Origin of the sequence: Dolichospermum circinale AWQC310F (genome assembly GCF_000426925.1) — a bacterium.
In the GTDB taxonomy this organism is placed as follows: domain Bacteria; phylum Cyanobacteriota; class Cyanobacteriia; order Cyanobacteriales; family Nostocaceae; genus Dolichospermum; species Dolichospermum circinale.
Genome location: NZ_KE384673.1, coordinates 1 through 12795 on the forward strand (window position 1 = coordinate 1; position 12795 = coordinate 12795).

A 12795-nucleotide genomic window follows, 5' to 3' on the forward strand; every position below is an offset into this window, starting at 1 on the left:
TATTGCCCTGAAACCTGCTCACAGTGCTGGTTTTAGTCCACAATGGGTTAGAAATTGTTGACTCAAGGAAGAGTAGATAGTGAATTTTCAGTCGGTAATAGCGATATTGCATCAGTTTTGGGGACAGCGGGGCTGCTTAATTGCCCAGCCCTATGATATGGAGAAGGGCGCTGGTACTAAGAATCCGCATACATTTTTAAGGGCTTTGGGTCCTGAACCTTGGGCTGTGGCTTATGTTGAACCTTGTCGTCGTCCGACTGACGGACGTTACGGCGAAAATCCGAATCGCTTTCAGCATTATTATCAATATCAAGTTTTGATTAAGCCTTCACCGGATGATATCCAGGAAATTTATCTGGATTCTTTACGGGCTTTGGGGATTTGTCCTGAAGATCACGATGTTCGCTTTGTGGAGGATAATTGGGAGGATGCGACGGTGGGCGCCTGGGGTACTGGTTGGGAAGTGTGGTTAGATGGGATGGAAATTACCCAATTTACATATTTTCAGCAATGTGGAGGTATTGATTGTCGTCCTGTGTCCATTGAAATTACTTATGGTTTAGAGCGGTTGGTGATGTACCTTCAGCAGGTGGAGGCTATTACCAAGATTCAATGGACTGATAATATTACTTATGGTGATGTTCATCTTCAGGGTGAGATTGAACAGTGTACTTATAATTTTGAAGCGTCTAATCCTGAAATGTTGCTGACGCTGTTTGGTTTATATGAGCAGGAAGCTACTCAATTAACAGAACGAGGATTGGTTTTACCTAGTTTAGACTATGTGATTAAGTGTTCTCATGCTTTTAATTTGCTGGATGCTAGGGGGGTAATTTCGGTGACGGAACGAACTCGTTACATTACTAGAATTCGGCATTTGGCAAGGAAGGTGGCTCATTTATATGTTGAACAAAGGGAAAAGTTGGGTTTTCCGTTGCTGAAAACTACCGTAAGTTGATCAATAATGATTCGTATTGATCATAAAATTTTTTAATCCCCCCTGCACAGCTATGGTGTACACACAAGTCGGCAATAATTGCCTATTGGTTGCTATAATACCCCACCCCTAGCCCCTCCCCGCAAGCGAGGAGGGGAACTGGATAATAGATAGATCCTTTCTCGTAGATGAAAACTTTCTTTGGGTAAGGATGTGTATATACGGTGGCTGGATAGAGGGGGGATGAAAAAGTTAATGTTAAAACAGTGGTGTGTAAGATGGTAAATATCAGTGCAGTTTTAGAACCTATTGCGGGCTGGTTTCGTTCTCTGGGTGTTCCTGAACCGATTGTACATTGGGGACATCCAGTAATGATGGGAATTGTGATTTTTGTGGTGGGGACTTTTGTGGGGGTGATGGGTTGGCGCGGTAAGTTGTTAGTAGATAAAGATGCAGCAATTCAAAGCCGTACGGCTCACCGTCAATTAGCTCTCTGGTTGTTTTTATTTTTAGCTGGTGGGTATATCGGCGGAGTTTTATCATTAGTGATGCAGCAAAAACCGCTGTTTGCAAGTCCTCATTTCTGGACTGGTTCGCTGGTGTTAATACTGTTGTTAATTAATGGTGTGATTTCTCTAAGTGGATTTTTTGGGGATAAAGCTGGGTTGCGTGTAGTTCATGCTTATTTGGGGACTATAGCACTAGGGGTTATGTTTGTTCATGCCGTTTTAGGGTTTAATTTGGGTATTTCTTTATAATTTTCTGATTGCCAAAGTTACCAAAGATGAATTATTTGTGTAAAAAGCAAATTAAATTTTAATCTCCTGGGTGCTTTGGCATTTATTGTGATTTATGATGCAAACGAGTGGAATAATTATCTGTCTTAGTTATATTTTGGGTTTGCTATTTACCGCAATTCCCTGGGGTGGTGTCTGGATTTTATTTCTGGGTGTGGTTGGGGCGGTGTTATTTCGCCGAATATATGTTAATTTAAGAAAATTTGCGCTTAAAAAAGGTGCGACTGTTAGCAAAACAAATCCAGTTTCTAATAACTGGATAAATATTCCCCATCCTAGTGTGTGGTTAATAGCTGGTGTGGTGGGTTTGTTGGCTACTTTTTATTTTAATTTACGATTACCTCAACCGGGAATAAAAGATATTAGTCGCTTTGTAGCTAGTGATAAAATTAATATTGAACAGTCAGTGATTGTGCGAGGGTTTGTGGATAGTAATCCTCGCTTAACTCGCAGTCAAAAAGGACAATTTTGGTTAGCAGCGACTCAGTTAGATGAGGTACAGAATAATCAAGCTTCTGGGGGAAATCCCAGAGAGGTAACCGGTAGGTTATACGTGACTGTACCGATACTTCAGTCTACTGGTTTATATCCTGGACAAGAAATTGCGGTGACAGGATTTTTGTATAAACCAACAGCAGCGTTAAATCCTGGTGGTTTTGATTTTCAGAAATATCTGCGACAGGAGGAGACTTTTGCGGGTTTAGCGGGAAGACAGATTAATATTCTCGATGATCAGCGTCCTTGGGGATGGTGGCAAGTTCGTGGGAAAATCGGGAGATCACAAGCTCGTTTATTAGGTGTTCCTGAAGGTCCTCTTGTCAGTTCTATGGTTTTAGGTGCTAAGGCTGTTGATTTACCCTATGATATCCGTGATTTATTTGTGAGGACTGGTTTGGCTCATGCTTTGGCTGCTTCTGGTTTTCAAACTTCTTTAATTTTGGGTGTAATTTTACAGCTAACTAAAGGTACAAATAAAGCGACTCAGATTACCCTGGGTGGCTTGGGATTAACTACTTTTCTGTTTTTAGCCGGTTTTGAACCTGCGGTGTTAAGAGCCGTAATTATGGGCTTTGCGGCTTTGCTCGGTTTGGCTTTAGAAAAAGGTGTGAAGCAGTTGGGATCTTTGTTGATAGCAGCAACATTATTATTATTATTTAATCCTTTGTGGATTTGGAATTTAGGTTTTCAATTGAGTTTTTTAGCTACGTTAGGATTAATTGTCACCGCACCAGCAATAGATCAACGTTTAGACTGGCTACCACCAGCAATTAGTTCTTTAATTTCTGCATCTTTAGCAGCAACAATTTGGACTTTACCCCGATTGCTAGAATTTGCTTGTGTAATTGTAGTTTATAGTGTGCCTCTTAATATTCTGACGACACCATTTATTTCTATCATTAGTATTGGGGGAATGATTAGCGGTTTAGTAGGTTTAATTTTACCAGATTTAGGAAGTATTTTAGCGGGTTTTTTATATTATCCTACCCATTGGTTAATTCAACTGGTGGAATTTTTTGATCATTTACCAGGAAGTCAGATACCTGTTGGTAGTATATCAATTTGGCAAATGTTGATTATCTATCTTTTAATTATTTTACCTTTGTTAGTAAAATGGTGGCAGAAACGCTGGTGGTTTGCAGGTTTTATTGTGGTCGGTTTGGTGCTTTTTCCTCTTTGGTATTCTCATGATAATTTGCTAAGAATTACTTTATTAGAAACCAGGACTGAACCTGTTTTAGTAATTCAAGATCGAGGAAATATTGCGATAGTTAATGGGGGAAATGAAGGTACGGGTAGATTTACAATTCTCCCATTTTTAAGACAGCAAGGGATAAATCAAGTTAATTTGGCTGTCGCTAGTAAGTTTCCTGGTCATAGTTATGATCCTTGGTTGGAAATTATGCAAGATATACCAATTAAAAATTTCTATGAATATACTCCCAATTTAGAAGACAATATTGCCACTCAATTACTGCAACAGCAACTCCAAGAAGAGCAAGGAATCTATCAAGGTTTAGCAGTTGGTCAACCGATAAATAATTCGACAATTATCGCACAATTAATTAATGAGCAAATACCAATTTTAAAATTACAAATTTTTAATCAAAATTGGTTATTAGTCGGTAATATTAAATCCCAACAAATTCAAGAATTAATTAAAAGTGGAGATTTGTCTTCTCCCCAGGTTGTATGGTGTCCATCAGAATCTTTACAAGATTTAATCTTAGCACTTAAACCCCAAATAGCTATCACTTCTGCTAATAATTTAGATAGTAAAACATTATCTTCTTTAAGTAAAGGAGAAACTAAGCTTTTTTTTACTGGTAAAGATGGTGCAGTTCAATGGACACCGAATGGGGATTTTCAATCTTTTATTCAAACAACAGAAAATAAATCTTCTGTTTTGTAATATGGGGTTTTTTCGTGCCAAAATACAAAGGAGCAAAGACGCGAACAAAGAGATAAAACCTATGATAAAAAGTTGAAAGTTAAACATCATCAAGACTTTCAACTTTCGGGTTTTAAGCATCTTGAGGATTAAGACGACTCATTTCCCATGTGGTGTATGTACCTATAGGACTCCATAGCAAATAAGGTAATAATAGTAATGCTGACCAAATAGATACTGATAAAACTGCTAATGTGATCAACAAACAAATCAGCAATCCTGTACCACCGATAATTGTCCCAACTATCAGACTGCGAAAATGTAACATTACAGGGGTGTACGCTATGGTAAATATTTCTAGGAGTAGGTATAAACCCATCATTAAGCGTGTTGTATAGGTATTTGGGCTGTGTTCCCAAATGATGTAAGCTGACCAAGCACCACAAGTAAATATTACTGTCCAAATCAGGGGAATTGCTGATTCAAATGTTAACCATCGAGGTCTTTGTAGTTGTCGAAACCATTGACTCTGGTTGGGTGTCATCCAGTTACCAGCAAAACCTACTAAGAATGCTATAATGCCGATTATCATCCAAGATTTAATCATAACTGCCTTGGTGCTGACTTTTACCATGAGTAGTTTATCACTTATTCCTCAACACGATAACCTAGTTCTGCTAACCGCACCCGTGAATGTCGCCATTTAGGTTGTACTTTGACAAATAATTCTAGATAAACTTTCCCCGCAATTAGCTTTTGAATTTGTTCTCTAGCTGCACTACCAACAGATTTTAGCATTGTTCCCCCTTTACCAATGAGAATACCTTTTTGCGAATCTCTCTCAACATGAATGGTGGCAAGAACGCGGGTAATTTTCGGGGTTTCTTCGACTAAATCAATGGCTATGGCTACGGAATGGGGAACTTCTTGACGAGTTAGTAATAATATCTGTTCTCTAATCAATTCACCCATAATAAACCGTTCTGGCTGGTCTGTAACTAAATCCGGGGGATAATAAAATGGTCCTGGTTCGAGGTGACTAATTAATAAATCTTGTAGTTGTAATAATTCCTCACCAGTTTTAGCAGAAAATTTCGCAGTTTCCCATTGATAAGTATTAGCTAATTGAATATAACTCTCATTTATTTTTTGAGCATCTTCCGGTTGTTGATCAATTTTATTAATTCCTAAAATTACGGGTGTTTGACTATGAGTTAATAATTCAGCAACATAGCGATCGCCTGCGCCACAGGCAACCGTACCATCAACTACAAATAATACAACATCTACTGACTCAATGGCAATTTTCGCATTTTTTACCAGCACTTCCCCTAACTGATGATGTGGTTTATGAATACCCGGTGTATCTACGAAGATCAACTGGGCGGTTTCTGTAGTTAAAATACCTCTTAAACGATTGCGAGTAGTTTGGGCTGTGGGGGAAGTAATGGCTATTTTTTGTCCAACTAATTCATTCATTAACGTGGATTTACCGACATTAGGACGACCGATAATACCGATAAAACCCGATTTAAATCCAGCAGGTGCTTGGGGAATGATCACACTACCGAAATCAGTAATAATATTATTATCAATATGAGACGCTTGTGATTCTACTTGCATTGTTTACAGTTATGATCAATAGATGATTTTGATGGAAATTCTCTTGAAGAATAGAGATATATCAATTATTGCATATTTATGGAAATAACAAGAAAGGATAAATCAAAATTTGGCCTTGCTGATTAAATATATGAATATGTCTCACCGAAGGGTGCAAAGATGCAAGTAATCAGGTTGTTGTTAAACTTTAATTGTGAAATTAACATTTTGTGCTATTATCTAATAGTTTTGAGAAAAAATAGGACTAAAGTTCTGACTACAAGTTAGAAAATTATAGCAGTTAGCTGAGTCATAAAAAAATAATACTTATTTATTAATTAGCAAACTAGTAAAATCGAAAACAATGAAAACTATTCCTACGGAAATACCAGAGATTATCTTGATTGAAACGCCAATCTTCCAAGACTCACGGGGCTTTTTTTTGGAATCCTATAACGAAAAAATATTCACAGAAAAACTGGGAATTACAGCCAAATTTGTTCAAGATAATCACTCAAAATCGGAAGAAAGCGTGTTGCGAGGATTACATTATCAAATTATCCAACCCCAAGGTAAATTAGTTCGCGTTATTGCTGGTAAAATCTTTGATGTGGCTGTGGATATTAGAAAAAAATCTCCCACATTTGGACAATGGGTAGGTTACGAACTCAGTGCTGAAGATAAACGCCAAATGTGGATACCACCAGGTTTTGCTCATGGCTTTCTCGTACTTTCAGAAATGGCAGAAGTGATATACAAAACTACAGATTATTATGCACCGGGAAGCGATCGCGCTATAATTTGGAATGATCCAGATTTAGCTATAAATTGGCCTCTCACGACACCGCCGATTTTATCAGCTAAAGATAGTAATGCTCCAACTTTTAAAAAAGCGGAAGTTTATGAATAAATCAATATTATTAATAGGTAGTAACGGACAAGTGGGAACAGAACTAAAAAATACCCTTTCATCTAACTACAAAGTTATTGCTTATGCACGTCCGCAAATAGACTTAAATCAACCTGAGAATCTCCGTCAAATTATCAAAGAAAGCCACCCGGAAATAATTATCAACGCTGCTGCTTATACAGCCGTAGACAAAGCCGAAAGCGAACCAGAAATAGCTAATACTGTCAATGCTATAGCCCCGCAAATTATCGCCGAAGAAAGCCAAAAACTAGGAAGTTTCTTAATTCATCTTTCCACAGATTACGTATTTAACGGTAATCACAATTATCCCTATCAAGAAACTGATATTCCTAATCCATTAAGTGTCTATGGAAAGACAAAATTAGCGGGAGAAATAGCAATTCAAAAAACTTGTCCCCATCATCATATAATTATCCGTACAGCTTGGGTTTATGGGACTTATGGAAAAAGCAATTTTGTGAAAACGATGTTACGGCTTGGTCAAGAAAAGCCAGAAATTCGGGTAGTTACAGATCAAATTGGAAGTCCTACTTGGTCTCAAGATATAGCTTTGACAATATCCCAAATTATCCCCCAATTAACATCACAAATTACTGGAATTTATCACTATACAAATAGTGGTATTGCGAGTTGGTATGACTTTGCTATAGCAATTTTTGAAGAAGCAGAAAAACTAGGCTTCCCTGTGAAAATTGAAAAGATCATTCCTATTACCACTCCCGAATATCCCACACCAGCAAAACGTCCCGCTTACTCCATTTTAGCTTGTGATAAGATATCTAGAATCTTGGGAACTTATCCTCTCCATTGGCGACAAAGACTAAGATTAATGTTAAAAGAATTACAAGGAAAATCTTTATGAAAGGATTAATTTTATCCGGTGGAAAAGGCACAAGATTACGCCCATTAACTTATACCGGAGCAAAACAACTTGTCCCCGTTGCTAATAAACCAATTTTATGGTATGGAATTGAAGAAATGGCTGGGGCGGGAATTAGGGATATTGGTATTATTATCAGTCCAGAAACAGGAGAAGAAGTCAAAAATAAAACGGGAAATGGCGACAAATTTGGTGTGAATATCACCTATATTTTACAAGAACAACCAGCCGGTTTAGCCCATGCTGTCCAGGTGGCGCGGCCTTTTTTAAAGGATTCGCCATTTGTGATGTATTTGGGAGATAATTTGATTCAACAAGGGGACTTAAGTTCATTTTTGGATAAATTTAGCCAACAAGAACCAGATGCTTTAATTCTGTTGCGTCAAGTCCCAAATCCTAGTGCATTTGGTGTAGCGAAGGTAGATGAAAAAGGTAAGGTATTACAATTAATTGAAAAGCCAAAAGTTCCCCCGTCAAATTTAGCATTGGTAGGAGTTTATTTCTTCTTAGCCACTATCCATGATGCAATTTCTCAAATTAAACCTTCAGCGAGAGGAGAATTAGAAATTACGGACGCTATTCAATGTTTAATAGATCAAAAAAAAGAAGTTTTAGCTTATAATCTTGATGGTTGGTGGTTAGATACAGGGAAAAAAGATGATTTATTAGAAGCTAACAGGCTGATTCTTGATACCTATTTAACAAAATCAATTTTAGGCGACATTGATAGTAAAACTCAGATTATTGGTAGGGTAGAAATTGGTGCTAAATCTAAAATTATCAACTGTACAATTCGCGGTCCTGTGGTAATTGGTAATAATTGTTATTTAGAGAACTGTTTTATTGGTCCTTATAGTAGCATTGCGGATAATTCAACCCTGATAGAAACGGATTTAGAACATAGTGTAGTTTTAGAAGGTGCTAAAATTACGGGTATTCAGCAGCGGATTATTGATAGTTTAATTGGACAACGCGCCCAATTAAGTATCGCCCCTCGTCGTCCTAAAGCATTACGTTTTTTAATTGGTGATGATTCGCAAATTGAATTGACTTAAAGGCAAGAGGTATCATTCTAGATACTGTACCAATATTCAATAAAAAGGCTGGTTTTAGCAATACTATAAATACCTTGCTACAACTGGCTCTTATATCAATATTTTCTGTGATGATTATTTCTTTTTATCTTTAGGACTTACGCACAAGTTACTAAAAACGAACCACGCCAGATCACAGAGGAATGAGAGTTTGAGATCGAGTAAATATCTACCATTCATCAAAGTCAACCTTTTCACAAGAACAAATTAAACTACTATTATCCGTGCATCATCTCTAGATTTAGCTTTGACTGTAATTTCTACATCAATTCCCAAAATATTGAGAAATCTAAACATTCTTTCTAGAGAAAACCCTGCAAGTCTTCCTCTCATTAAAGCAGAAACTTTTGGTTGATCAATTCCTAATAATTCAGCCGCTTCTGCTTGTGTAATATGACGTGCAATGATAGCATTACTGATTTTTCGTGCTAGTTCTGCTTTTACTAGCATTTCATCTGGGTTGGGTAAACCTAAGTCAGTAAATACGTTACCGCTACTGGGTTTTATTTCAATATGTTCTGTCATGATTATTTCCTTTTCTCTTACTGATAAACTTGTTTATAATGCTGTTTTGCTCTTTCAAGTCTTGCTTCAATTAAGTCAATGTCTTGCTTAGGTGTAGCAATTATGTAAAATTAGTAACATTTAGAGAATTATCACCTCAAAGGTTTTATTAGTATTTTTGTTTTAGTATGCCCAAGTAGAAATAAGCAAGTAAAGTTTTATGTACTTTTGTAAAAAAAAATACAATTGCGTAAATTCCTCAAACTTCATTGTTTAATAGTAAAAACCAAGGAGACTTACTTAATAGAGGTGCTTGATTATGGCTATTAACATCGTGGCTTTAGGTGGAAGTGGAGCAGGAAAAAGTCTTTATTTAGCTAGTTTATATAGAAAATTAAGCACTTCATTAAGAATAGATGATCAGGACGAAGAAAGAAGACTTAATTTGATTTGTAGTGAAGTATTGGATATAAGAACAGGCACAGTTAACACTATAGGAACATCAGACTTTAAGAAATGGAGGTTTAGATGGCAGTTACAAGGTAAACATAGTGATTACTTTGTTGGATCTTTTACTTATTTAGACTATGCTGGTGGTAAAATTAACAGCATTAAAAAAGCATCCAACCAAGAAGGGAAAACAACAAAGGAAGAAGAAAAGCTGAAGAGAGAAATAGAAAAAGCTCATATAATTCTTATATTTTTGGATGGTATAAGAATTGTTGATATGATGAGAAGAAATGGAGAAAAACTACCAAGTGATTCACTACAAAAACTTGTTGATTGGCAAAATAACGACATACCTAATATTCTAGATTATATCAAAAGAACTAGATGTCCTCTTCACATTGTAATTACAAAATGGGATGCTTTGGTATCGGAAAGATTTGATAATTTAGGAAATATAATAAGTCAATTACAAAGAGAAATAAACGGCTTGGAAAGTCTGATAGATGAGCGGAGAAAATTACAATCACAACCACCTAGATGGATACCTATAAGCTCATTAGGAATGAATATTGCAGAACCGATTTATGAGGTGATTGTTGAGGATAATGTCGAGAAAAGAAATTTCCAAACAATGAGATTAAGATTAAGAGATGGTAATCCGCCTACACAAATTGAACCGAGGTATGTAGATGTCGTTTTATCATACGCAATGATTGATACATTGAAAGAAAAATTAAAAAATTACCAACAATTGAATATGTTTTCCCAAATAGCTGTTGATTTTGTCCTAGAAGTTATCCTAGAAGTTATTTTTGATATGATACCATTCAAAATAGGTAAAATTATACAAATAATATGGAAATTAATTTTTTCCCCGGAAGAATCAAACGGAGTAGATCAAGCTCCAGTAAGCAGGGAAAATATTAAAAGTAGGGAGGAAGCTCTTGTATATATTATAGGTGAACATCTGAGGAAGATCCAAAACTTTGAGAGAGAATTCAATGTTGACGGTTCAGGACAAATTCAGAATTAGTTAGCTATAGTAATCCTTTACACCCATATCCCCGACTTTTAACATTAATTCATAATTGATTGACATAAGCAAGAATCAGTCGGGGATATTATCGGTTATCAATAATTTAATTCTTGGCTATAATTAAAGATATCAGTAGTAATTGAGGGAATAATAAAATGAGTAAAAGCTATGATTTATACCCATTCCTTATCAGCCGAAATAGTAGTTTAGACTATCAAGTAATAGTTGCTCCAAATTTTTTAGTACAAAATAATAAATTATTGTATCATTTACAACAAGCAGCACCTAATGAAAAGCCAACTGAAGTGCGAATAATACTGCATCGTTCTGTAAATTTTGGACATGATTTTAGTAATAATTTTACCCTACTCTATAGAATAGATATTGCTACTAAAAAAGATATTGGTGAAAACTCGGAAGAGGTACTAAAAGAGCCTACCCCCAGAGATGTCCACTTAATTCAAGGTGTTGTTTGTAAAGGTTTAATTTCTGTTGAAGATGCTAGGAATTTAAAAATTTCGGATACATATTGGGATGAGGTTCGTATAAGTTTTACAGAACAATATAAAAAATTTTGGCATAATAAAGATTTCCAAATATCTAGTAGTAATATAAAGCCGTTACCAACTGATAAGGATAGTTGTAACTATAATTTTAGAGTCCAAACTCTTGCAACTTATTATCCAAATAATATTAGTAAAGAATTAGTTTTGATTGGGGTTGGTATGATTTTGATTGTGCTAAGTGGTTTTTTTTTAAAGCACAAATAACGCAAGTATCGGAAAACTTTAAATGCAAATTAGCTGAAGGAAAATCGTCCATTAAATTACCTGATAAATCACTTGAGTTGGACTGGGAAATAGACTTAATACCAAAGACAGTGGATTTTAATACAAAAGAATTAAAAATTGGATTACGTCCTAAAAATAATTCACAGCAAAAATACCAAAGTTTTTTTATTACAGTGAAATCTCCTGACAATAGTAAAAACACAGTAAAGAAAGAATTGCGGGGTCAGAAATTTGTCTATGCAAGATATCCTCAAGACTTTAACACAACAACCAAAAAGCCATTTGCATTTCGTGGAACTTACACTATTATCTGGGAAATTGATAATAAGTTTCTAACTTGTCATCAATTTAATATCCTTCCATACATAAATGATACAAATAAGTAAAAATAAAGATGTAAATTTGTCAACTTAACTATATTCTGACCTTGAATAGTGAAACCCAACAAGCTCTTGTAAATGTTGGGTTAACCTGCGGGATATGATGACTGAGATTGCATCTTTGCGTGAGCATTTCATGGTTGACTATTTTTATTTATGTAATTACAATGTAAACACCACCCTATCCCCAAAAACATAAAATGGGTACAACAATCAAAACCCGAATAGTCAAAATCGGCAACTCCCAAGGGTTACGCATCCCTAAAACCCTATTAGAACAAAGTGGAATTAACTCAGAAGTAGAAATAGAAGTTCAAGAAAATCATCTCATTATTCGCCCAGTTGAACAAGTCAGAAAAGGTAGGGAAAAAGCATTTATAAAAATGGCAGAAAACCGCGATGATATCTTATTAGATGACATCAACACAACAGAATGGGATGAAAATGAATGGCAATGGTAGTTAACAGATTTGATGTTTTCTTAGTTAATCTTGACCATACCATTGGTAGTGAAATTAAAAAAACACGCCCTTGCTTAATAATTTCACCCAATGAAATAAACCATTATATTTCCACCGTAATAGTTGCACCAATGACAACAAAAGGACAACCATACCCCACAAGAGTAACCTGTCAATTTCAAGGAAAAGAAGGACAAATCGTACTTGAGAAAATTCGCACAATAGATAAAATCCGATTAGTAAAACTTCTCGGTCAAATTACCACAGAAGAACAAAAAGCCGTTTTGGATATCTTAGCGGAAATATTTGCAGAATAAATAACCTTCTTCTTGCTTCGTGTGCTTCGCTCCTTCGTAGTTTATTTTTATTTCTCATAAAATCAAGACGCAGAAAACGCCTTTCGCGCCTTTTGCGTCTCTGCGTCAAATGTTTTCAAAACCCAAAAATTAAAAATCCAAAATTATTTTTTTGAATTTTTACAGCGTTTTCCGCTCTGATGAGGTACAAAGTTGAATCATGAAACTCTTGTGGTGCGGGCATCTT

The 12795-nt window shown here is 35.8% G+C and carries 14 protein-coding genes; 11 read left to right on the forward strand and 3 right to left on the reverse strand.

All coding sequences use genetic code 11. The features are described from left to right. Positions 1-79: 79 nt before the first annotated feature. From glyQ to ACIR310F_RS0106930, 3 genes are all read left to right on the forward strand, one after another. Positions 80-958 (forward strand): glycine--tRNA ligase subunit alpha, encoded by an 879-nt coding sequence (gene glyQ, locus ACIR310F_RS0106920; protein WP_028083186.1) that lies wholly within the window; start codon positions 80-82, stop codon positions 956-958. A gap of 257 nt (positions 959-1215) precedes the next feature. Beyond that, positions 1216-1695, forward strand: coding sequence for a DUF4079 domain-containing protein (locus tag ACIR310F_RS0106925; protein WP_028083187.1), 480 nt, complete (start codon positions 1216-1218; stop codon positions 1693-1695). A 94-nt stretch (positions 1696-1789) separates the two neighbouring features. Continuing rightward, positions 1790-4144 carry a ComEC/Rec2 family competence protein gene (locus tag ACIR310F_RS0106930; protein ID WP_028083188.1) on the forward strand — a complete coding sequence of 785 codons (2355 nt, stop codon included), beginning with the start codon at positions 1790-1792 and terminating at the stop codon, positions 4142-4144. 112 nt (positions 4145-4256) lie between these two features. On the opposite strand, the gene ACIR310F_RS0106935 is transcribed toward ACIR310F_RS0106930, so the two are convergent. Next, positions 4257-4730 carry a TspO/MBR family protein gene (locus ACIR310F_RS0106935; protein ID WP_028083189.1) on the reverse strand — a complete coding sequence of 158 codons (474 nt, stop codon included), beginning with the start codon at positions 4728-4730 and terminating at the stop codon, positions 4257-4259. Between the two features lie 41 nt (positions 4731-4771). Further along, positions 4772-5746, reverse strand: a complete 975-nt coding sequence (era, locus tag ACIR310F_RS0106940; protein WP_028083190.1) for a GTPase Era — start codon at positions 5744-5746, stop codon at positions 4772-4774. A 343-nt stretch (positions 5747-6089) separates the two neighbouring features. Here era and rfbC point away from each other — a divergent pair, with 343 nt between their 5' ends. The 3 genes from rfbC to ACIR310F_RS0106955 are packed head-to-tail and all read left to right on the forward strand — an operon-like array spanning position 6090 to position 8591. After that, a complete protein-coding gene (gene rfbC / locus ACIR310F_RS0106945; RefSeq protein ID WP_028083191.1) occupies positions 6090-6635 on the forward strand; it encodes a dTDP-4-dehydrorhamnose 3,5-epimerase in 546 nt (181 codons plus the stop codon). Further along, the gene (rfbD, locus tag ACIR310F_RS0106950) at positions 6628-7518 is read left to right on the forward strand and encodes a dTDP-4-dehydrorhamnose reductase (protein ID WP_028083192.1); all 891 of its coding nucleotides are present in this window, start codon (positions 6628-6630) and stop codon (positions 7516-7518) included. The genes rfbC and rfbD overlap by 8 nt, the downstream gene beginning before the upstream one ends. Beyond that, positions 7515-8591: a glucose-1-phosphate thymidylyltransferase gene (locus ACIR310F_RS0106955; RefSeq protein ID WP_028083193.1), complete on the forward strand. Its 1077-nt coding sequence runs from the start codon at positions 7515-7517 to the stop codon at positions 8589-8591. Before rfbD ends, ACIR310F_RS0106955 begins: the two co-directional genes overlap by 4 nt. Positions 8592-8837: 246 nt before the next feature. Here the strand turns inward: ACIR310F_RS0106955 and ACIR310F_RS0106960 are convergent, their stop codons facing one another. After that, entirely contained in the window at positions 8838-9155 is a 318-nt protein-coding gene (locus ACIR310F_RS0106960; RefSeq protein ID WP_028083194.1) for a helix-turn-helix domain-containing protein, read from the reverse strand. Between the two features lie 298 nt (positions 9156-9453). Between ACIR310F_RS0106960 and ACIR310F_RS0106965 the strand changes: the two genes are divergently transcribed. The 5 genes from ACIR310F_RS0106965 to ACIR310F_RS0106985 all read left to right on the forward strand — a co-directional run bounded on the left by ACIR310F_RS0106965 (position 9454) and on the right by ACIR310F_RS0106985 (position 12569). Continuing rightward, on the forward strand, positions 9454-10617 hold the full coding sequence (locus ACIR310F_RS0106965; protein WP_028083195.1) for a hypothetical protein: 1164 nt from the start codon (positions 9454-9456) through the stop codon (positions 10615-10617). Positions 10618-10775: 158 nt separating this feature from the next. Then, the gene (locus ACIR310F_RS0106970; RefSeq protein ID WP_028083196.1) at positions 10776-11390 is read left to right on the forward strand and encodes a hypothetical protein; all 615 of its coding nucleotides are present in this window, start codon (positions 10776-10778) and stop codon (positions 11388-11390) included. 77 nt (positions 11391-11467) lie between these two features. Next, positions 11468-11797 (forward strand): hypothetical protein, encoded by a 330-nt coding sequence (locus ACIR310F_RS0106975; RefSeq protein WP_028083197.1) that lies wholly within the window; start codon positions 11468-11470, stop codon positions 11795-11797. Positions 11798-11991: 194 nt separating this feature from the next. Then, positions 11992-12252 (forward strand): AbrB/MazE/SpoVT family DNA-binding domain-containing protein, encoded by a 261-nt coding sequence (locus tag ACIR310F_RS0106980; RefSeq protein ID WP_028083198.1) that lies wholly within the window; start codon positions 11992-11994, stop codon positions 12250-12252. Beyond that, positions 12246-12569, forward strand: a complete 324-nt coding sequence (locus tag ACIR310F_RS0106985; protein ID WP_196803180.1) for a type II toxin-antitoxin system PemK/MazF family toxin — start codon at positions 12246-12248, stop codon at positions 12567-12569. The genes ACIR310F_RS0106980 and ACIR310F_RS0106985 overlap by 7 nt, the downstream gene beginning before the upstream one ends. Positions 12570-12795: the final 226 nt, after the last annotated feature.

Coding starts and splice junctions, on each gene's coding strand:
- ACIR310F_RS0106925 (WP_028083187.1), top strand. CDS start 1,216: ATGGTAAATATCAGTGCAGTTTTAGAACCTATTGCGGGCTGGTTTCGT.
- ACIR310F_RS0106930 (WP_028083188.1), top strand. CDS start 1,790: ATGATGCAAACGAGTGGAATAATTATCTGTCTTAGTTATATTTTGGGT.
- ACIR310F_RS0106935 (WP_028083189.1), bottom strand. CDS start 4,730: ATGATTAAATCTTGGATGATAATCGGCATTATAGCATTCTTAGTAGGT.
- era (WP_028083190.1), bottom strand. CDS start 5,746: ATGCAAGTAGAATCACAAGCGTCTCATATTGATAATAATATTATTACT.
- rfbC (WP_028083191.1), top strand. CDS start 6,090: ATGAAAACTATTCCTACGGAAATACCAGAGATTATCTTGATTGAAACG.
- rfbD (WP_028083192.1), top strand. CDS start 6,628: ATGAATAAATCAATATTATTAATAGGTAGTAACGGACAAGTGGGAACA.
- ACIR310F_RS0106955 (WP_028083193.1), top strand. CDS start 7,515: ATGAAAGGATTAATTTTATCCGGTGGAAAAGGCACAAGATTACGCCCA.
- ACIR310F_RS0106960 (WP_028083194.1), bottom strand. CDS start 9,155: ATGACAGAACATATTGAAATAAAACCCAGTAGCGGTAACGTATTTACT.
- ACIR310F_RS0106965 (WP_028083195.1), top strand. CDS start 9,454: ATGGCTATTAACATCGTGGCTTTAGGTGGAAGTGGAGCAGGAAAAAGT.
- ACIR310F_RS0106970 (WP_028083196.1), top strand. CDS start 10,776: ATGAGTAAAAGCTATGATTTATACCCATTCCTTATCAGCCGAAATAGT.
- ACIR310F_RS0106980 (WP_028083198.1), top strand. CDS start 11,992: ATGGGTACAACAATCAAAACCCGAATAGTCAAAATCGGCAACTCCCAA.
- ACIR310F_RS0106985 (WP_196803180.1), top strand. CDS start 12,246: ATGGTAGTTAACAGATTTGATGTTTTCTTAGTTAATCTTGACCATACC.